Here is an 18,949-nt window from a genome sequence, read left to right on the forward strand (position 1 = left end):
AGGCGGCGTTGTTCCGCGCGTCGGAATATCTATGCGAGTGTCACTCTATCCACGCGTCATGCCCGGGCTTGTCCCGGGCATCCACGTTCTTCGTGACACTGGGCAAGGCGTGGATGGCCGGGTCAAGCCCGGCCATGACGAGAGGCAAGAGTTTCGCCTCAGAACGTCAGCGCCTTGGCCTGCTTGACCTGCGGCAGCGCCTGCACCTTGGCGAGCAGGTCCGTCGGCACCGCGCCGTCGACCTCGACGAGGGCAATGGCATCGCTGCCGGGTGCGACGCGGCCGAGATGGAAGGTCGCGATGTTGATCTTGGCATCGCCGAGCAGGCTGGCGAACCTGCCGATGAAGCCGGGCTTGTCCTCGTTGGTGACGTAGATCATCGACTTGCCGAACTCGGCATCGACGCGGATACCCTTGATGTCGACGAGGCGCGGCTTGCCGTCGGCATAGACGGTGCCGGAGACCGACCGCTCCTGCCGCTCGGTGGTGACGGTGACGGTGATCAGGCTCTCATAGTCGCTCTGGGCGGCGCGCACGATCTCGTCCACCACCATGCCGCGCTCCTTGGCGACGACGGGGGCGGACACCACGTTGACCTCGCCCAGCATCGGCCGCAGCAGGCCCGACAGCACCGCGGAGGTGATCGCCTTGATCTTCATCTCGGCGACGTGGCCCTCATAGGTGATCTCGACCTTGAGGATGCCGCTTTCGGTGAGCTGGCCGGCGAACGAGCCGAGCTTCTCGGCGAGCGCGATGAACGGCTTCAGCTTCGGCGCCTCTTCCGCGGTGATCGAGGGGAAGTTGACCGCGTTCGAGATCGCACCGGTGAGCAGATAGTCCGACATCTGCTCGGCGACCTGGAGCGCGACGTTCTCCTGCGCTTCCGTGGTGGAGGCGCCGAGATGCGGCGTGCAGATCACGTTGGGATGGCCGAACAGCACGTTGGACGTCGCAGGCTCCTCGATGAAGACGTCGAAGGCGGCGCCCGCGATGTGCTTGGAATTGAGCGCATCGACCACCGCCTGCTCGTCGACGAGGCCACCACGGGCGCAGTTGATCAGGCGCACGCCCTTCTTCATCTTGGCGATCGCGGCCGCATCGATGATGTTCCTGGTCTTCTCGGTCAGCGGCGTATGCAGCGTGATGAAGTCGGCGCGCTTGAGGAGATCGTCGAGATCGACCTTCTCGACGCCGATGTCCTTGGCGCGCTCCGGCGACAGGAACGGATCGAACGCGATCACCTTCATGCGCAGGCCGAGCGCGCGGTCGGCGACGATCGAGCCGATATTGCCGCAGCCGACGACGCCCAGCACCTTGCCGGTGATCTCGACGCCCATGAAGCGGTTCTTCTCCCATTTGCCGGCCTGGGTCGAGGCGTCGGCCTGCGGAATCTCGCGGGCGAGCGCCAGCATCAGGGTGATCGCGTGCTCGGCGGTGGTGATCGAATTGCCGAACGGCGTGTTCATCACGATGATGCCCTTGGCCGTGGCGGCGGGAATCTCGACATTGTCGACGCCGATGCCGGCGCGGCCGATCACCTTCAGCTTCGTGGCCTTGTCGATAATCTTGGCGGTCGCTTTCGTCGCGGAGCGGATCGCGAGGCCGTCGTAATTGCCGATGATCTCGGCGAGCTTGTCCTTGTCCTTGCCGAGATTGGGCTGGAAGTCGACCTCGACGCCGCGGTCCTTGAAGATCTGCACGGCTGCGGGCGAGAGCGCGTCGGAAATGAGAACTTTGGGTTTGGTCATGGGGATGATCCTTCGCCTTCCCTAACGGGAGGATCGGCCTGCGATGGCCGGAATTGAATGAGGCTTTGTCTTCCCCCTCTTCCCGTTCTTACGGGGAGAGGGTTGGGTGAGGGGCAGCCACAGGCGAAGGTGCAAGCGGAGAGAGCCCCTCACCCGGATTGCTGCGCAATCCGGCCTCTCCCCGTAAGAACGGGGAGAGGCGAAAAGAAAATCACGCCGCCTTGGCCAACTGCGCCTTGGTCTCGGCAAAGGCCCAGTCGATCCACTGCGTCAGCAGCTCGACGTCCTTGGCCTCGACGGTGGCGCCGCACCAGATGCGCAGGCCGGCCGGGGCATCGCGGTAATAGGCGAAGTCGAAGCCGGCGCCTTCCTTCTCGACCAGCGCGACCAGCTTCTTGGAGAAGTCGGCCTGCGCGTCCTCGGAGAGCGAGGTGATCGCGGGATCGGTGAACTTCAGGCACACCGAGGTGTTGGAGCGGATCGACGGATCCTTCGCCAGGAAGTCGATCCACGGCGTCTTCGCCTTCCAGTCGGCGAGCACCTTGGTGTTGGCGTCGGCACGCGCGATCAGCGCCTTGAGGCCGCCGATCGACTTGGCCCAGTTCAGCGCATCGAGATAGTCCTCGACGCAGAGCATCGAGGGCGTGTTGATGGTCTCGCCGACGAAGATGCCTTCGTTGATCTTGCCGCCCTTGGTCATGCGGAAGATTTTTGGCAGCGGCCAGGCCGGCTTGTAGGTCTCGAGCCGCTCCACAGCGCGGGGCGAGAGGATCAGCATGCCGTGCGCGGCCTCGCCGCCGAGCGCCTTCTGCCAGGAGAAGGTGACGACGTCGAGTTTTGCGAAATCGAGCGGCTGCGCAAAAGCGGCCGAGGTGGCGTCGCAGATCGTGAGCCCTTCGCGGGTCGCGCTGATCCAGTCCGCGTTCGGCACGCGCACGCCTGAGGTGGTGCCGTTCCAGGTGAAGACGACGTCGCTCTTGGGATCGACCTTGGAGAGGTCGGGGATCTCACCATAGGCTGCGTTCAGCTTGGTGACGTCCTTGAGCTTCAATTCCTTGACGATGTCGCTGACCCAGCCTTCGCCGAAGGATTCCCAGGCGATCGTGGTGACGGGCCGCGCACCGAGCAGCGACCACAGCGCCATCTCGACCGCGCCGGTATCGGAGGCCGGTACGATGCCGATGCGGTAATCGGCGGGGACCTCGAGCACTTCGCGCGTCAGATCGATCGCGAGCTTGAGCTTGGCCTTGCCGATCTTCGCGCGATGCGAGCGACCGAGGGCTGCGTCCTTGAGATTTTGGGCGTTCCAGCCGGGGCGCTTGGCGCAGGGGCCGGAGGAGAAGTGCGGCACATTCGGCCGCGAAGCGGGCTTCGCTACAGTCATCATCTACCCTTCCAGATAGTAAGCCTCCCGTTGGGGGGAGGTGTCCCGCCGCGGCTGATACGGGAATCGGGAAGAGCAGTCAAGGAAGTTCCGGCGTCTCACGGGGGAGTGAAGGCGCCTCTGGCGCGATACCAGGGGATTCGACGGCAGCGAGCGCATTCAGCAAGTCCGTGGCCTCGCTGATCAATTGCGCGGCTCTGCGGCGGCTGCCGACCTTCAATATGCATTTGTCATTGGCCTGCACGACGTAGTCGTTGCCGACCTTGATCATCGAATAGCTTGTCATCGAAATCCCCGAACCGACCGAGCTCGGTGTCTGACGCTGCCGTAGCACCATTCGTTCCTGTACAGACATGAACGACGGGCGGGTAGTTTATCAGCTCTTAAGATGAACGTATGCGCGATCCGAATGTGCTGATTGCGCAACGCCCGCGACCAGAGCCCCATTCCGATACAATCGGAACGGGACTCTGGATTTTTGTATTGACGCGTTTTCTTTACGCGAACCGGTATCCACTTCGCTCGAAAACGCTCTTGTTGCCTCAAAAGCGGACAGTCATGCCCACATGACTCGCAGCGAATCCGAGCCGCGTGTAGAAGCGCTGCGCATCGACGCGCGTCTGATGCGTCAGCAGCTCGACCAGATTGCAGCCGCGTGATTTCGCTTCCGCGATCGCCCATTGCACCAATCGCTCGCCGATGCCACGGCTGCGACAATCGGAAGCAACGCGGACGTCTTCGAGCAGGCCGCGCACGCCGCCTTGCGAGCTGATGCCGGGCAGGATCGCGAGTTGCAGGCAGCCGACCACCCTGCCCTCGCTCTCGGCGACCACGAGCATCAGATTCGGATCGCGCTCGACCCGCGCGAATGCCTCGTCATAGGCGGCGGGCAGCGGATCCTCGACGCGCTCACGCCCGCGTCCGAGATGATCATCGGCGAGCATCGCCACGATCGCGGCGACATCGTCGCGGCGCGCGCGGCGAATGGAAACGGCCTCAGTGTTCATGCGCGTTACTCCAGGCTCAGCGCGCCGGCGCAAGGCTGAGAAACGCCTCGGCCTCGTCGATCCAGCGACGGACGGCCGCATGGCGAGCGAGATCGAAGCCGCCCTCATGCGCAACGCGGGTATAGGCGAGCAGCGAGACATCCGCGAGCGAAACCGCCTCACCAGTGAAGAAGCGGCTGACCGAAAGATGCTGCTCCATGCGGTCGAGCGCCGCATAGCCGCGCTTGACCTTCTCGGGGTCGAGCTCGGATGCCTCCTTGCCGAGATAGACCAGGAGGAAACGGCACACCGCGATATAGGGCTCGTGGCTGTACTGCTCCCAGAACAGCCATTCGTCCATCTTGGCGGCAATGAAGGCGTCGCGCGGAACGAGCGCGCTGTCGCGGGCGAGATAGCGGATGATGGCGTTGGATTGGGCCAGCGTGCGGCCGTCGTCGAACGCGACGGTCGGCACCTGACCGGCGCCGTTCATCTTCAGGAATTGCGGCGTGCGGGTCTCGCCCTTGCGTGTGTCGATTTCAATCCACTGGTAGTGCAGCGCGAGCTTGTCGCAGACCCACTTCACCTTCAGACAATTGCCGGAATTGCTATCGCCGTAGATCTGCATCGCCGCCGCCCTGCTTTTGAGCGACAGAGCATCAGGACGGACGGGAGCTGTCAACCGCGGCGTGCGCGGCCGCGTCAGAACTTGTAGCCGAGGCCGGCGCGGACGGTGTTGATGCTGGTGTCGACCTGGGAGGTGAAGCGGATGTATTCGTACTCCGCACGCATGAACAATCCGCCGACCAGGTTGACGTCGACGCCGAGACCGGCGGTGTAGCCGTAGATCAGGTGATTGTGCTGGGCATCGGTCGAGCTCAACGGCGCGAGCGGCGTGTAGGTCCCCAACTGGGTCGCGCTCACGCGATCCTGCACGTTGGCAGTGCGCACAATGTCCGCATTACCGAGCGCGAGACCCGCAAACATGTAGGGCAGAAAGCATCCCCATGAGTAAGCGGCGCGGCCGCGGAACGTTCCGATGTCGCTGATGCTGATCGAAGATGTGGAGGTCGCCGTGACATCATGGAAATTGCCGTCTGCCAGTGCAGTGGCGCTGACACGCCTTTCGCTGGCCGACGACATTCCTCCGAACTTGCCGTGCAGCCAGCTCACTTCGAGGCCCATCACGACGTCGTCCCACTGCGCATTGTAGCCGACGAAGGCGCCGTAACCGGTCGTGCGCTGCGAGGCCTTGCCCAGTCCAAGATTCCACTGGGACACGCCCATCGAGCTCTCGATCAACGTATCCGCCAGCAATGCAGCCATCATGTTGCTGGTCGAGCCGTTGAAGTTCTCGTCGGACGAGCCATAACCGGCCTGCGCTCCGATATACGAGCCTTGCCAGTTGACTGTGGAGGTGCTCAGACCGTCGGTGAAGCTGCCGCGCAGGATCGGCAGGTCCGGCATGTCGGCCGCATGCGCGGCGGACACCGTCCCCAACATCGCTGCCGCCACCATCAGCCTACGCATCGCAACGCTCCATCGGACTCGAACTGTTGCGATGATCATCGCCTGTTAACCTTAACCAATGGTTGCGTTCGCCACGTTCGTCGCTGTCGCGCCATGAAAAATCCGCAAAGCAAAACGGCGCGGGATGAACCCGCGCCGTTAAGACGTCTTAAGCGATGAGGCTGACGATCAGCCCTTGGTGACCAGCGGCGGCGGCGCGTAGACCGGCGGGCTGTTGAGATCCCAGCGCACGCCGAGCTTGACGTCGTGCGAGGTGAGCTCCTTGATCTTGATCGAGGTCGGACCCGAGGCGCTGTTGTCGAACAAGCGGAAGTTGCCGGGCGCTGCGTCGCCGAGGTTCATGTAGCTGTAGGCCAGTTCGACGGTGAAGCCGGGATTGACCTTGTAGGCGAGACCGGCGTGGGCGGCCCAGGCGAAGTTCCACTTTCCGTTGTCGGCGAAGTAGGCGACGCTGTTGGACAGGGTGCCGCCGCTGAATGACACGCCGTCATCACGGAAGCCGCTGATCTTGTTGTAGGAGCCGCCGACACCGGCACCGACGAACGGAGTGATGCACCACCAGGTGCCGAGATCGACATAGGCGTTGGCCATGACGACCCACTCGGACTTGCTGCCGCTGTAATTGTTGGAGCCGACGAAGCCGGGCCCAATGACGTTGTCGGCACCATGCAGATTAGCCTTGCCCCGGTACTGGCCGATCACGTCCGCACGAAACCAGTTGTTGAAGCGATAGCCGACACCGAGATCGAACAGCGGCGACGAGTCGAAGCCGAGTCCCTCCGTCGTCCTCGTAAACCCCGGCGCTACGGCGGCGTCGATGCGCTTGGCGCTCTGGTTGGTCATGCCGATGTCGCCGCGGAGATACCAGCCACCGAAGTCGGCGGGCTGAGCGGGCGGCGCGTACATCGGAGGGGGCGCTGCGATCGGCATATCAGCGGCGAACGCCATCGACGAGATCAGGGTTGCCGCACCCGCGGCAAGGAGAGACTTAACGCTACGCATTTTGGCTTCGTCCTTATGGCCGGTGAGGCAAAAATGCAGACGCCCCACGTTCTGGAAACTCACGACCCGGACGATGGCAGCAAATGTTTAAGCGCCACTTAACCCTAATTTTTAAGGTTGATTTTTTCTCACCATACACGCGCGCGCCGCGCCAGCGTTGCAAGAATGCCGCGCCAAATGCGACGACCTCGCCGCAATTCCTAACGATGTGTGAAACCGCAACGCGGCGAGAGAGGATGCGTTAACGCGCGTGCCGCGGCAGCCTGGGCAGGAACACGGCAAGGCCTTCGACCGCCGTCTCTTAAGAACGCCGATGCTTGCATCGGCTACGGCGCAGCGGCGAGACGGGTAAGGCATCTCTCCGCTAGCTCGGAATCGTAGGGTGGGCAAAGGCGCACTTGCGCCGTGCCCACCATCAATCCAACACTGCAAATGAAACGGTGGGCACGCTTCCGCCTTCGTTCTTCGAGCTACGGCGGACAAGTCGCTTTGCCCACCCTACGTCACTGCGGGAGAAGGAAGACCTTACGCCGCCGCCTGGCCGAGCGCGGAGACGATGGTGTCGACGACGTCCTCGACCAGGATGCGGTCCTCGCCCTCGCCCATGACGCGGATCACGGGTTCGGTACCGGAAGAGCGGATCAGGAGACGGCCGCAGCCGTTGAGGCGTTTCTCGCCGTCGGAGATCGCCGACTTGACGTCGGAATCGTCGAGCGGCTTGCCGCCCTTGTGGCGGACGTTCTTCAGGATCTGCGGCAGCGGATCGAAGCGGTGGCAGACTTCGGACACGGGACGGCGCAGCTTCTGCACCACCGCCAGCACCTGCAAGGCCGCAACGAAGCCGTCGCCGGTGGTGGCGTAGTCGGACAGGATGATGTGGCCGGATTGCTCGCCGCCGAGATTGTAGCCGCCGTTCAGCATCTGCTCGAGCACGTAGCGGTCGCCGACGGGCGTGCGGACGAGATCGAGCCCCTGCCCGTTCAGGAAACGCTCGAGGCCGAGATTCGACATCACGGTCGCGACGATGCCCGGCCGCGACAGCCGGCCGTCTTCCTTCCAGCTCTGCGCGATCACCGCCAGCAGCTGGTCGCCGTCGACGAGATGACCGCGCTCGTCGACCAGAATGACGCGATCGGCGTCACCGTCGAGCGCGATGCCGATATCGGCGCGCATCTCGCGGACCTTCTTCGACAGCGCTTCCGGCGAGGTCGAGCCACATTCCTTGTTGATGTTGAAGCCGTCGGGCTCGACGCCGATCGGAACGACGTCGGCACCCAATTCCCACAGCGCTTCCGGCACCACCTTGTAGGCAGCGCCGTTGGCGCAATCGATCACGACACGCAAGCCATCCAGCGACAGATCGCGCGGCAGCGTGCGCTTGGCGAATTCGATGTAGCGGTCATGCACGCCGTCGATGCGGCGGGCGCGGCCCAAGCTCGCGCTCTGCGCGAGCCTCTTGTCGAGGGATTCGTCGAGCAGCTGCTCGATCTGCCGCTCGACGTCGTCGGAGAGCTTGAAGCCCTGCGGGCCGAACAGCTTGATGCCGTTGTCCTCGAACAGATTGTGCGAAGCCGAGATCATCACGCCGAGATCGGCGCGCATCGACTTGGTCAACATCGCGACCGCCGGCGTCGGCATCGGGCCGACCAGCAGCACGTCCATGCCGACCGAGGTGAAGCCAGCGACCATCGCATATTCGATCATGTAGCCGGACAGGCGGGTGTCCTTGCCGATCACGACCCGGTGGCGGTGGTCGCCGCGCTGAAACGCAAGGCCTGCGGCTTGGCCGACCTTGAGCGCGAGCTCCGGCGTGATCAGTCCGTTGGCGCGGCCCCGAATCCCGTCCGTCCCGAAATATTTGCGGCTCATATCGTCCCCCAGGCAACAATCAGGGGTCCCCTCGACAACCACGGGCTGCCCGAAAAGGCCCCGCATCCCTGATTTGCTGAGCTCTTATAAAACCATCGCGGCTAACTTGGCTTCAAAAAATATGATGAATCATTACGGAACCGGGCCCGCCGCGTGCCCGATAACGTATTGTTAACACTATATTTCCCTGCAGGGAAGCCGGAACGGGACGGAACCCGGCCTAGCCGGTGCGCTTCACATGGCCGTCGCCGCGGCTCGGCGGTGGCTGGGTGACATTGACGGGATCGGAGGCCGGAAAGGTCTCTTCCAGGCCTTCTTCCAGCGCTTCCTCGAGGTCGCGCTTCTCCTTGATCTCTTCCGGCGAAGGTGCGGCGTGCGGCCTCGTCATGGCGCCCTCCTCTCAAACGATTTGGCTGTGCATCTAACCATGCTAGATGACCCCGAAATCATCCGATGCAAGACGGGCCGGGGAAACGATCATGAAGCACATCACCTGTATCGACGATCTTCGCGCGCTGCATAAGCGCCGCGTGCCGAAGGCGTTCTTCGACTATTGCGACCGCGGCTCCTATGCCGAGGAGACGCTGCGCGCCAACCGCGAGGACATGCAGGCGATCAAGTTCCGCCAGCGCATCCTGGTCGACGTCTCCAAGCGCGACACCTCGACCACGATCCTCGGCGAGCCCTCGACCATGCCGCTGATCCTGGCGCCCGTCGGCTTGCTCGGCATGCAGCATGGCGACGGCGAGATCCATGCCTGCCGCGCCGCGCAGGCCGCCGGTATCCCGTTCACGCAATCGACCATGTCGATCTGCTCGATCGAGGACATCGCCGCCAATGTCGAGAAGCCGTTCTGGTTCCAGCTCTACGTCATGAAGGACCGCGGCTTCATCAAGGATCTGATCCAGCGCGCCATCGCGGCCAAATGCAGCGCGCTGGTGCTCACCGTCGACCTGCAGGTGATCGGCCAACGCCACGCCGACATCAAGAACGGCATGACGGTGCCGCCGGAATGGTCGCTATCGAAGCTTCTGGATTTCGCCAGCAAGCCGGCCTGGGTCTCCGGCGTGCTGCAAGGCAAGCGCCGCACCTTTGGCAACATCGCCGGCCACGTGAAGAACACCGAGGATCTGAACCGCCTCGCCGAATGGACGGCGTCGCAGTTCGACACCTCCTTGAGCTGGAAGGACGTCGAGTGGGTCCGCAGCATCTGGCCGGGCAAGCTCATCATCAAGGGCATCCTCGACGTCGAGGACGCCGAGGAAGCCGCCAAGACCGGCGCGCAGGCCCTCGTCGTCTCCAACCATGGCGGCCGGCAGCTCGACGGCGCGCCGTCCTCGATCGAGGTGCTGCCCGAGATCGCGGACGCGGTCGGCGACAAGATGGAGATCATGTTCGACGGCGGCATCCGCTCCGGCCAGGACGTGATGCGCGCGCTCGCGCTCGGCGCAAAATCCTGCATGATCGGCCGCGCCTACGCCTATGGCTTAGGGGCCGGCGGCCAGGCCGGCGTCGCCAAGGCGATTGACATCATCCAGAAAGAGCTGCTCACCACCATGGGCCTGTGCGGCGTCAACAGGATCGACGAGATCGACGATCACGTCATTGCGGTGTGAGGCGAAACCGTCGCGTCAAACATAGCCGTCGTCCCGGACAAGCGCGCCCTAAGCGCGCGCCGATCCGGGACCCATAGCCACAGGCGGACGTGGCTACGGGGACTCGGAGTTACCTCCTTCGCGCAACAACTTGCCCCCGTGGTTATGCGTCCCGGACAAGCGTCAGCGCAGATCCGGGACGACACTGGGGGTGTGGCTGCAGCTCCGCTCACATCGGCGGCGTGACGCCGTCACGGCCGACGCCGACGCGGTTGGTCTCGAAAGAGCCGTCCGGCAATTGCTTCGTGAAGGCGATGATCTTGGCGCCGGCTTTGAGCTCGGACTTCTCGCCCGGCACATAAGTGACCACCGGGGTGTTGTCGGCGACGAACACCTTCTTCTCGCCGTCCTTGTACTTGACTAGCAGCGTGTGGCCGTCATTGCCGACCACGCTCTCGGCGACCGTCGCATTGGTCATGCTGGAATTGGGCTTGAGATCCCAGGGCCGCGAGCCCTCCCCGGTGCCGCGCATGCTCTCCGGAAAGACGTGGACCTCGACCGCATTCTGGCCGCCGTTCGGCCCAGGCACGGTGGTTGCGCCAATGAACGAACCCGGCTTGATGTCGGCGAGTGAAATCTTGGTGATGCCTGCGACGTTCACGTCAGAGGCGATGTGAAGCTTGACGTCTTCGCCGCTGCGCGACTTGACCTGCATGGTATCGCCATTGACGCTCTCGATCGTTCCGCGCACGCGCGTCGGCACCGGCGCTTTCTGGGCGAGGGCGCCGTAGGTCGAGAGGGCCACCATTGCGACGGCGAGAAGTGGACGTGTGAAAGTTGCACGTTGAACAGACATGACGGTCTCCGGTTATCCCCACGGAGGGAGAACTCCGGAACAGCCGCGCTATTCTTTCAAGTCTTTGTGAGATCGGCCTCGACCAGCGCGCGCAGCTCGGCGGTGACCTCCGGCCGCTGGCCGAACCACAGCTCGAAGCCGCGCACCGCCTGATGCAGCAGCATGCCGAGCCCGTCGGCGGTCTTCAGACCGCGCGCTTTTGCTGCTGCAAGCAGCGGCGTCACCAGCGGGACATAAACGAGATCGGCGACCACGGCCGCTTGCGGCAGGCGCGCAACATCGACATCGAGTGAAGGCTGGCCATGCATGCCGAGCGAGGTCGTGTTCACGAGAAGTTTTGCACGCGGCAGAACGTCGTTGATCGCATCCCATGCAACGGGGTGCACGTTCGGCCCGAACTGTCTTGCCAGCGTCTCCGCCCGCGCGATGGTGCGATTGGCGAGATGGATGCGCTTGATGCCCCGCTCGCGCAGCCCGAACACGACGGCGCGCGAGGAGCCGCCGGCCCCGAGCACCAACGCCTCCTCAGCCGTATCCCAGCCGGGCGCGCTGGCGTCGAGATTGCCGATGAAGCCTTCGACGTCGGTATTGGTGGCGTGCAGCTCGCCGTCTTCGAACCATAGCGTATTGGCCGCGCCGACGGCCGTTGCGCGCGCATCGGGTTTCGATAGCGCCAGCACGCCCTCCTTGTGCGGGATGGTGACGTTGGCACCGACGAAGCCGCGCAGCGACAGCCGCAGCACGAAGTCGCGCAGGCCCTCGGGCGGAACCGCCTCGATGACGTAGCCGCCCTCGATCCCGAGCGTGCGCAGCCAGTAATGATGAATCAGCGGCGAGCGCGAATGCGCCGCCGGCCATCCGATCAGACAAGCGGCGGGAGCCCTGGTCACGTCATCCTTCCCTCAAGCGATGTGGAAGGCGATCCATTTCGCGTCCCGAAGGCTCTGTCAAGCGCACGAGCGCCGCATCGCCACGGCGCCGTCAGCTCGCGGCAACCTCATCGGCCTCGGGCTGCGTTGCGCGGCCCTTGATATCGGCAATCGCGCGCTCGAGGCTCTGGCGATAGCGCGCGCGCGGCGGCGTCACGCCATGGGTGAGCAGCGCGCGGCGAACCGCCGGCGATGCCCCCGTGATGAACAGCCTGATGCCCTGGCGATGGGCCTTGGCGGCGACGCGCCCGAGCACGTTCGCCGCGGTGGAGTCCAGGAACGGCACCGCGGCGAAATCGACTACGAAGGCCTTGCGCTGGTCGGCGACGCCGTCGAGCACGCCTCCGATCGCAGAGGCGGCGCCGAAGAAGAACGCACCGGTGATGCGATAGACCAGCACGTCGCGGTCGACCGCCAGCGCGGAATCGTAGGGAACGCGCGCACCGTTGCTGTCATCGGGGCGATCGGGGACCACCAGCGGCGTGCGCTCCTCGATGCCCGTCATCTCCGCCATGCGGTGGATGAACAGCACCGCGCCGAGCGCGAAGCCGACCAGAATGCCTTCGGTCAGATCGCGGAAGATCGTGAGCAGGAAGGTTGCGAGCAGCACGACGGCATCGCCCCATGACGAGCGCAGGAGCGTCGCGAATTCCTGCTTCTCCGCCATGGTCCAGGCCACCACGACGAGCACGGAGGCGAGCGCTGCGAGCGGAATGTAGCTTGCGAGCGGCGCCGCGATCAGCATGAACAGCAGCAGGAAGATCGAATGCAGCATGCCCGCGAGCGGGCCGCGCGCGCCCGCGCGGATGTTGGTCGCGGTGCGCGCAATCAGGCCGGTGACGCAGATGCCGCCGAACAGCGCCGAGCCGATATTGGCGACGCCTTGCGCCACCAGCTCGCAATTGGAGCGATGACGGCGTCCGGTCATGCCGTCGGCCACCACGGCCGACAACAGCGATTCGATGGCGGCCAGCAGCGCGAACGCAATCGCATCCGGCAGCACGGCCTTTGCCTTCTCCAGCGAGAACGCGGGCAGCGCCGGCGAGGGCAGCTCGCGCGGAATGCCGCCGAAGCGCGAACCGATGGTCTCGACCGGCAGCGACAGCACGGCGCTGGCGACCGCCGCGAGCGCAACCGCGATCAGGATGCCGGGCCAGGACGGCCGCCAGCGCCGCAAGGCGGCGATGATGACGATGCTGCCGATCGCGACCACGACGGCCGATGGATTGATGGTGTTGAGGCCGCCGGCGAGCGCAACGAGCTTGGGAACGAATTCGCTGGGCTCTTTCCCGGCCAGCGTGATCCCGCCGAGATCGCGGAGCTGGCTCGCAAAGATTATGACGGCGATGCCGGCGGTGAAGCCGACGGTCACGGGATAGGGAATGAACTTGATGTAGGTGCCGACCCGCAACAGGCCCGCGGCGACCAGGAATAGCCCCGCCATCATGGTGGCGAGGATCACGCCGTCGACGCCGTGCCGCTCGGCCGTCACCGCAACCAGGACGATGAAGGCGCCCGCGGGTCCGCCGATCTGGAAGCGGCTGCCGCCGAGCAGGGACACGACGAAGCCACCGACGACGGCGGTGTAGAGGCCGCGGTCCGGTGTCACGCCCGAGGCGATCGCGATCGCCATCGACAGCGGCAGTGCCACGATCGCGACGGTGAGGCCGGCGAAGACGTCGGCGCGAAAGTCCGCGACGCCGTACCCCTCACGCCAAATGGTGACGAGCTTTGGCAAATACAATTCGACAAGGGTCGGCCGGCGAAGCTGATGCAGTTGGCCCGCTTGATCGCTTGTGATGCTCATGCCCACGATGCTCCGAAGCATCGTGCGTCCCGTGTTGCCGAGGTGCGACGATGCGCTATCCCATTCCTGATCCCGAGCATGATCAACGCCCGATCATGCCCCCACCCGCCGCGGCGGCCCCGGCTCCTTGAGGCGAACGCCGCGCCCGCCAATGTCGCTGCGCGCCTGCTCGCCGATCAGCTCGACGCCGGCCCGATCGAACGCCTCGACCACCTTGATCAGGGTCTCGACCACGCCGCGAACATTGCCGGTGCTGGCTTCCATCCGCTGGATGGTCGGCAGCGAAACGCCGGCGAGCTCGGCCAGGGTTTTCTGGTCAATGCCGAGCAGCGCCCGCGCTGCCCGCATCTGGAACGACGTGATCACCGTGGCCTCACGTATCAGAACCTATAAATGATATCTGGGACATATACAATGATATAAAATACATCATATGAGGCCGGGCGCAAGGGACTGCCCATCTACCTCCTTCGTCATTGCGAGGAGCCCGCGACAAAATTGCAAAGCAATTTTGCGCTGGTGCGACGAAGCAATCCAGACCGCCTCCGCAGAGACATTCTGGATTGCTTCCGCCTTCGCCAAAGGCTTCGGCGGACAAGTCGCTGCGCTCGCAATGACGGAGGTTGGGCGCGGGTTCGGCTCAATGAAATGCCGCATCCGCGGAGGCAGCCCCTCACCCCACCCTCTCCCCGTGAAGAACGGGGAGAGGGAGTGAGAGGCCGGTTGCCTCACTTACAGATCACGCCGCGTGCTGATGGGCGGCGATGATCTGGTCGGCGGCGCGGCCGGTCACTTCGGCCATGTGGTCGAACTGGCGGGTGAAGCTGCCGGCGCCGGCGGTGGCCGAGCGCAGCTCGACGATGAGTTCGCCGATCTCGGCTTCCGGCATCATGGCGCGGACGCAGTCCCAGCCGCTCCAGCCGTCGCGCGTGTCGAAGCCGAGGATCTGGCCACGCCGCGCCGACAGGATCGCGTTGATCTTGGCGGTGGCGTCGGTCGGGCAGACGATCTCGACCATGTGGATCGGCTCGAGCAACACCGGCTGGCATTGCGGCAGGCCCTCATCGAGTCCGACCCGCGCCGCCGTGCGGAAGGCGAGGTCCGACGAGTCGACGCTGTGATAGGAGCCGTCGGTCAGCGTCACCTCCACGTCGGTGACGGGGAAACCGAGCGGGCCGCGCGCCAGCCCGTCGACGACGCCTTCCTCCACCGCCGGGATGTAGTTGCGCGGCACCGCGCCGCCGACCACCTTCTCGGCGAACTTGAAGCCGTCGCCGCGCGGCAGCGGCCTGATGTCGAGCACGACATCGCCGAACTGGCCGTGACCGCCGGACTGCTTCTTGTGACGCCCGCGCTGGGTGATCGGCTTGCGGATGGTCTCCTGATAGCCGATCGCGGGCGGATGCGAGGTGACCTTGACGCCGAAGCGGTCTCGCAGCCGCTCGCCGGCCACGCGCAGATGCATCTCGCCCTGGCCCCACAGCACGGTGTCATGGGTCTGAGCGTTCTGCACCACGACCAGCGAAGGATCCTCCTCGTGCAGCCGGGCCATCGCCTGGCCGAGCTTCACGTCGTCCTTGCGATCTGTGGCCGCGATCGAGATCGCGAGCACCGGCGGCGTCGGCTCCACGGCGACGAGCGCAGCCGGCGGGGTCTTGCCGCTCGAGACGGTGTCGCCGGTCTTTACGGGATCGAGCTTGGCGAGCGCCACGGTGTCGCCGGCTTCGGCCGAGGCACGCTTGGTATCGTAGGCGCCGTTGACGGCGAGGATACCGGAGATGCGCCCCGTGCCGCCGGCTGAGGATTGCAGCGTCGCACCATCGTCGAGATGGCCGGCGAGCAGCCGCGTCAGCGACAGCTTGCCGCCGTGCTGCGAATGCAGCGTCTTGAAGACGTAGCCGAGCGCATCCTTGGTGTCGGGAACGCCGAGACGTTTTGCGGTCTCCGCAACGCCGGGCGCCTCGTGGCGCAGCGCTTTCATCAGACGCAGCACGCCGTTTTCGCGCGCGGCGGCGCCCAGCAGCACCGGACAGATCAGCCCTTCGCGCAATTCGCGGGCAAGGTCGTCGAACACGGCATCGCGCGGCGGCTGGATGTCTTCGAGCAGCTGCTCCATCAGCGCATCGTCGTGGTCGGCGAGCTTCTCCAGCATCGAGAAGCGAGCCTCCTTCTCGCGGTCGAGATTGCCGCCTTCGAGCGCGATCACCTCGGAGGCCTTGTGCTCGCGATAGACGAAGGCGCGCTCCAGCGCGAGATCGACGAAGCCCTCGATCAGCTCGCCGTTCCAGATCGGAATCTGGCGCAGCACCAGCGGCACGCACGAGGCGGGCTGGAGCATTGCGAGCGTCTCGCGGATGCGCTCGCTGGCGCGGTCGATCTTGTTGAGGAACAGGAAACGCGGGATCTTCAGCTCCTCCAGCTCGCGCAGGATGATCTGAAGCTGCGGCAGCTTCTTCTCGTCGGCCTCGCAGACCACGACCGCGGCATCGACCGCGGGCAACACGGCGCGCATATCGTGGGCGAATTCGACGGAACCGGGACAGTCGAGGAAGGTGTAGCTGTCACCCATGAAACTCGTGGTGGCGGCAGTCAGCCCGACGGTCATCTTGTGATCACGGGCCTCTGGCGTGGCGTCGCCGACGGAAGTTCCGGCATCGACGCTGCCGGCGCGCGGGATCGCACCCGTTCGCGCCAGGATTGCTTCGAGAAGTGTGGTTTTACCGCTTTGGAATGGGCCCACCAGCGCAATGCACCGTGGACCTCGGGGACTTCTGACGTCTTGTCCCATTCGCCGCCTCCTTCTTGTGGAGCTCGGCCCATGATTGGGTCGGCAAACGCAGATGCTCTGCCCGTCCCCAAGATTTGGCAAGCATCAAACGTCGCTGCGGTGCGTCGTCGGTATTCACCTCTCCCGGAGGGAGAGGTGAGTCTCGTAGCTGGCTCAGTCAATTAGAATTGACGACGGCTCAACGCCCCGGACGAAGTTCCAGGCTCTCCAGACCCGCGGCGACGTTGAGGCCGACCTGACCCTGCACGCTGAGCGGCTGGAGCGCGATCGAATTGTTGGAGCCGCCGACCAGCACGTTGCCACCAAGCCCGACGCCGACCGAGGCGCTGCCCTGCGCGCCCGCGTAATTGCCGGAGAGATCACCGGGGCCAAGCCGGTCGACCGGCGCGAACACGCCCCAGGCGAGCGCCGTCTCCTGGGTGATGCCGATGTCGAGGCCGACTTTGCGGATGGTCGCGACGTAGCGGTCGTCGGGCAAGCCGTCGGCGCGCAGCACGCAGCCGAGATGGGTCACCGATCCCACGATGAAGCCGACGCTGGCGCCGCCGCGACATTCGAGCACGCCGATCCGCGTCATCCGTTGCTGCGCGCCGGCAGCAACGACGGAGACAACGAGGCTTGCGGCGGTGAGCCCGGCGAGGAGGAACGAACGGCGCATGAAACGTCTCCGGCGATGAAGGTGATTGCGAGCAGGAAGGACGCGGCACACGCCGCGCGATCGTCTATGCCACAAGAGTCTTGGCGGTGCCAGATCGGACATATCTGGAATCGAATTCGCGGAAAGAGACCCCTCACCCCACCCTCTCCCCGTAAGAACGGGGCGAGGGAGTGCGCGAGCCTGCGCCCCTCGCGATGCGAGAAGAATTAGAGTGCGCAATCGGACGCGACTTAACCTCTCCACGCCCTTCTGCGGGGAGAGGTCGGATCGCGCAGCGATCCGGGTGAGGGGCATGGCAAGATGCCGACCAGAACAAAGGACCGTCCGACTCCGCTTATCGAAACACAACAAAAAAGGCCCGCACGAAGCGGGCCTTTTCAATTTGCAACTGTCGCGACAGGCTTACCGCAGATTGCCGCAAAAGCGCTGGATGCGCTTGCAGGCGTCTTCGAGGTCGGAGGTCTTGGTCGCATAGGAGATGCGGAACGCAGGTCCGAGGCCGAAGGCCGAGCCCTGCACCACGGCGACGCCTTCGGTCTCCAGCAGCTCGGTGACGAACGTCTCGTCATTGTCGATCACCTTGCCCGACGGCGCGGTCTTGCCGATGGTGCCGGCGCAGGACGGATAGACGTAGAACGCGCCTTCGGGCCGCGGGCACTCGATGCCCTTGGCCTGGTTGAGCATGGAGACGACGAGGTCGCGGCGCTCCTTGAACACCTTGTTGTTGGCGGGAATGAAGTCCTGCGGACCGTTCAGCGCTTCGACCGCCGCCCATTGCGCAATCGACGACGGGTTCGAGGTCGATTGCGACTGGATCGTCGACATCGCCTTGATCAGCTGCGCCGGGCCGCCGGCATAGCCGATGCGCCAGCCGGTCATGCAATAGGCCTTCGACACGCCGTTCACGGTGAGCGTGCGGTCGTAGAGTTTCGGCTCGACCTGCGCGACCGTGGTGAACTGGAAGTCGTCATAGACGAGATGCTCGTACATATCGTCGGTCATCACCCAGACATGGGGATGCCTGAGCAGCACGTCGGTGAGCGCCTTCAGTTCGGACTTGGTGTAGGCAGCTCCCGTCGGATTCGACGGCGAGCACAGGATCACCCATTTGGTCTTCGGCGTGATCGCGCGCTCCAGCGCCTCGGCCTGGAGCTTGAAGCCGGTCGCGGCGGTGCAGACCACCGGCACCGGCTCGCCGCCGGCAAGCGCCACCATTTCAGGATAGCTGACCCAATAGGGCGCGGGAATGATCACCTCGTCGCCCGGATTGATGGTTGCCATCAGCGCGTTGTAGAGCACCTGCTTGCCGCCGGTGCCGACGATGATCTGGTTCGGCTTGTAGGCGACGCCGTTCTCGCGCTGAAACTTGCCGATGATGGCTTCCTTCAGCTCGGGGATGCCGTCGACCGCGGTATACTTGGTCTTGCCGGCCTCGATGGCGCGGATCGCCGCCAGCTTGATGTTGGCGGGCGTGTCGAAGTCGGGCTCGCCGGCACCTAAGCCGATGACGTTGCGGCCCGCCGCTTTCAGCGCGCGTGCTTTATCCGTGACCGCGATGGTCGCGGACGGCTTCACACGGTCGAGCGCAGCGGCAAGGAAGGACATCGTCATCTCCTGACAAGCGTCGTGAAGCCCTCGGCCTCACGACTCTGATTGTGGGAATGAGCCACCCTAAAACGTGAGCCGCTGCACCGCAAGAAACTTCGGCCCGATCCCGCAAAAGTTTGCGGATTTCCCGCGTTTCGAGGCGCGATTGACCGCAATGTTCCGCAACTTTGCCGACCAAATTCCTCATAT

At 64.6% G+C, this 18,949-nt stretch carries 17 protein-coding genes; 1 reads left to right on the forward strand and 16 read right to left on the reverse strand.

The window, feature by feature from the left end; all coding sequences use genetic code 11:
* Positions 1-158: 158 nt before the first annotated feature.
* The 9 genes from serA to ACSKB8_RS15670 all read right to left on the reverse strand — a co-directional run bounded on the left by serA (position 159) and on the right by ACSKB8_RS15670 (position 8,907).
* Entirely contained in the window at positions 159-1,748 is a 1,590-nt protein-coding gene (gene serA, locus ACSKB8_RS15630; RefSeq protein ID WP_128947306.1) for a phosphoglycerate dehydrogenase, read from the reverse strand.
* Between the two features lie 211 nt (positions 1,749-1,959).
* Complete coding sequence (locus ACSKB8_RS15635; RefSeq protein ID WP_438105075.1) at positions 1,960-3,132, reverse strand: phosphoserine transaminase; 1,173 nt, start codon at positions 3,130-3,132, stop codon at positions 1,960-1,962.
* A 79-nt stretch (positions 3,133-3,211) separates the two neighbouring features.
* Positions 3,212-3,418 (reverse strand): hypothetical protein, encoded by a 207-nt coding sequence (locus tag ACSKB8_RS15640; RefSeq protein WP_438105076.1) that lies wholly within the window; start codon positions 3,416-3,418, stop codon positions 3,212-3,214.
* Positions 3,419-3,674: 256 nt separating this feature from the next.
* Complete coding sequence (locus ACSKB8_RS15645) at positions 3,675-4,139, reverse strand: GNAT family N-acetyltransferase (protein WP_370986270.1); 465 nt, start codon at positions 4,137-4,139, stop codon at positions 3,675-3,677.
* Between the two features lie 16 nt (positions 4,140-4,155).
* Positions 4,156-4,746 carry a glutathione S-transferase family protein gene (locus ACSKB8_RS15650; RefSeq protein ID WP_438105078.1) on the reverse strand — a complete coding sequence of 197 codons (591 nt, stop codon included), beginning with the start codon at positions 4,744-4,746 and terminating at the stop codon, positions 4,156-4,158.
* A 74-nt stretch (positions 4,747-4,820) separates the two neighbouring features.
* The gene (locus ACSKB8_RS15655) at positions 4,821-5,648 is read right to left on the reverse strand and encodes an outer membrane protein (RefSeq protein ID WP_438105080.1); all 828 of its coding nucleotides are present in this window, start codon (positions 5,646-5,648) and stop codon (positions 4,821-4,823) included.
* A 168-nt stretch (positions 5,649-5,816) separates the two neighbouring features.
* Positions 5,817-6,650, reverse strand: a complete 834-nt coding sequence (locus ACSKB8_RS15660; protein ID WP_370986273.1) for an outer membrane protein — start codon at positions 6,648-6,650, stop codon at positions 5,817-5,819.
* Between the two features lie 525 nt (positions 6,651-7,175).
* Positions 7,176-8,519, reverse strand: a complete 1,344-nt coding sequence (glmM, locus tag ACSKB8_RS15665) for a phosphoglucosamine mutase (protein ID WP_091886618.1) — start codon at positions 8,517-8,519, stop codon at positions 7,176-7,178.
* Between the two features lie 220 nt (positions 8,520-8,739).
* Positions 8,740-8,907 (reverse strand): hypothetical protein, encoded by a 168-nt coding sequence (locus ACSKB8_RS15670; RefSeq protein ID WP_164939789.1) that lies wholly within the window; start codon positions 8,905-8,907, stop codon positions 8,740-8,742.
* A 91-nt stretch (positions 8,908-8,998) separates the two neighbouring features.
* Here ACSKB8_RS15670 and ACSKB8_RS15675 point away from each other — a divergent pair, with 91 nt between their 5' ends.
* Positions 8,999-10,135: an alpha-hydroxy acid oxidase gene (locus ACSKB8_RS15675; protein ID WP_091886621.1), complete on the forward strand. Its 1,137-nt coding sequence runs from the start codon at positions 8,999-9,001 to the stop codon at positions 10,133-10,135.
* 208 nt (positions 10,136-10,343) lie between these two features.
* On the opposite strand, the gene ACSKB8_RS15680 is transcribed toward ACSKB8_RS15675, so the two are convergent.
* The 7 genes from ACSKB8_RS15680 to ACSKB8_RS15710 form a co-directional block, all read right to left on the reverse strand.
* Positions 10,344-10,970: a hypothetical protein gene (locus ACSKB8_RS15680; RefSeq protein ID WP_370986274.1), complete on the reverse strand. Its 627-nt coding sequence runs from the start codon at positions 10,968-10,970 to the stop codon at positions 10,344-10,346.
* Positions 10,971-11,026: 56 nt separating this feature from the next.
* Entirely contained in the window at positions 11,027-11,860 is an 834-nt protein-coding gene (locus ACSKB8_RS15685; protein WP_438105083.1) for a shikimate dehydrogenase, read from the reverse strand.
* A gap of 91 nt (positions 11,861-11,951) precedes the next feature.
* Positions 11,952-13,706 carry a SulP family inorganic anion transporter gene (locus ACSKB8_RS15690; protein WP_438105085.1) on the reverse strand — a complete coding sequence of 585 codons (1,755 nt, stop codon included), beginning with the start codon at positions 13,704-13,706 and terminating at the stop codon, positions 11,952-11,954.
* A gap of 93 nt (positions 13,707-13,799) precedes the next feature.
* Positions 13,800-14,072 (reverse strand): helix-turn-helix domain-containing protein, encoded by a 273-nt coding sequence (locus tag ACSKB8_RS15695; RefSeq protein WP_091886630.1) that lies wholly within the window; start codon positions 14,070-14,072, stop codon positions 13,800-13,802.
* A gap of 373 nt (positions 14,073-14,445) precedes the next feature.
* Positions 14,446-16,494: an elongation factor G gene (locus ACSKB8_RS15700; protein ID WP_438105087.1), complete on the reverse strand. Its 2,049-nt coding sequence runs from the start codon at positions 16,492-16,494 to the stop codon at positions 14,446-14,448.
* A gap of 178 nt (positions 16,495-16,672) precedes the next feature.
* Positions 16,673-17,152 carry a DUF992 domain-containing protein gene (locus ACSKB8_RS15705; protein WP_438105089.1) on the reverse strand — a complete coding sequence of 160 codons (480 nt, stop codon included), beginning with the start codon at positions 17,150-17,152 and terminating at the stop codon, positions 16,673-16,675.
* 402 nt (positions 17,153-17,554) lie between these two features.
* On the reverse strand, positions 17,555-18,757 hold the full coding sequence (locus ACSKB8_RS15710) for a pyridoxal phosphate-dependent aminotransferase (RefSeq protein ID WP_091887068.1): 1,203 nt from the start codon (positions 18,755-18,757) through the stop codon (positions 17,555-17,557).
* Positions 18,758-18,949 lie beyond the last annotated feature (192 nt).

It is taken from the genome of Bradyrhizobium sp. BR 1432, from assembly GCF_051547705.1.
In the GTDB taxonomy this organism is placed as follows: domain Bacteria; phylum Pseudomonadota; class Alphaproteobacteria; order Rhizobiales; family Xanthobacteraceae; genus Bradyrhizobium; species Bradyrhizobium zhanjiangense.

Bases quoted from the DNA above. Each gene is read 5' to 3' on its own strand.
- glmM (WP_091886618.1), bottom strand. From the start codon at position 8,519: ATGAGCCGCAAATATTTCGGGACGGACGGGATTCGGGGCCGCGCCAAC.
- ACSKB8_RS15705 (WP_438105089.1), bottom strand. From the start codon at position 17,152: ATGCGCCGTTCGTTCCTCCTCGCCGGGCTCACCGCCGCAAGCCTCGTT.
- ACSKB8_RS15660 (WP_370986273.1), bottom strand. From the start codon at position 6,650: ATGCGTAGCGTTAAGTCTCTCCTTGCCGCGGGTGCGGCAACCCTGATC.
- ACSKB8_RS15655 (WP_438105080.1), bottom strand. From the start codon at position 5,648: ATGCGTAGGCTGATGGTGGCGGCAGCGATGTTGGGGACGGTGTCCGCC.
- ACSKB8_RS15700 (WP_438105087.1), bottom strand. From the start codon at position 16,494: ATGGGACAAGACGTCAGAAGTCCCCGAGGTCCACGGTGCATTGCGCTG.
- ACSKB8_RS15670 (WP_164939789.1), bottom strand. From the start codon at position 8,907: ATGACGAGGCCGCACGCCGCACCTTCGCCGGAAGAGATCAAGGAGAAG.
- ACSKB8_RS15645 (WP_370986270.1), bottom strand. From the start codon at position 4,139: ATGAACACTGAGGCCGTTTCCATTCGCCGCGCGCGCCGCGACGATGTC.
- serA (WP_128947306.1), bottom strand. From the start codon at position 1,748: ATGACCAAACCCAAAGTTCTCATTTCCGACGCGCTCTCGCCCGCAGCC.
- ACSKB8_RS15710 (WP_091887068.1), bottom strand. From the start codon at position 18,757: ATGTCCTTCCTTGCCGCTGCGCTCGACCGTGTGAAGCCGTCCGCGACC.
- ACSKB8_RS15635 (WP_438105075.1), bottom strand. From the start codon at position 3,132: ATGACTGTAGCGAAGCCCGCTTCGCGGCCGAATGTGCCGCACTTCTCC.
- ACSKB8_RS15640 (WP_438105076.1), bottom strand. From the start codon at position 3,418: ATGACAAGCTATTCGATGATCAAGGTCGGCAACGACTACGTCGTGCAG.
- ACSKB8_RS15680 (WP_370986274.1), bottom strand. From the start codon at position 10,970: ATGTCTGTTCAACGTGCAACTTTCACACGTCCACTTCTCGCCGTCGCA.
- ACSKB8_RS15690 (WP_438105085.1), bottom strand. From the start codon at position 13,706: ATGAGCATCACAAGCGATCAAGCGGGCCAACTGCATCAGCTTCGCCGG.
- ACSKB8_RS15675 (WP_091886621.1), top strand. From the start codon at position 8,999: ATGAAGCACATCACCTGTATCGACGATCTTCGCGCGCTGCATAAGCGC.
- ACSKB8_RS15650 (WP_438105078.1), bottom strand. From the start codon at position 4,746: ATGCAGATCTACGGCGATAGCAATTCCGGCAATTGTCTGAAGGTGAAG.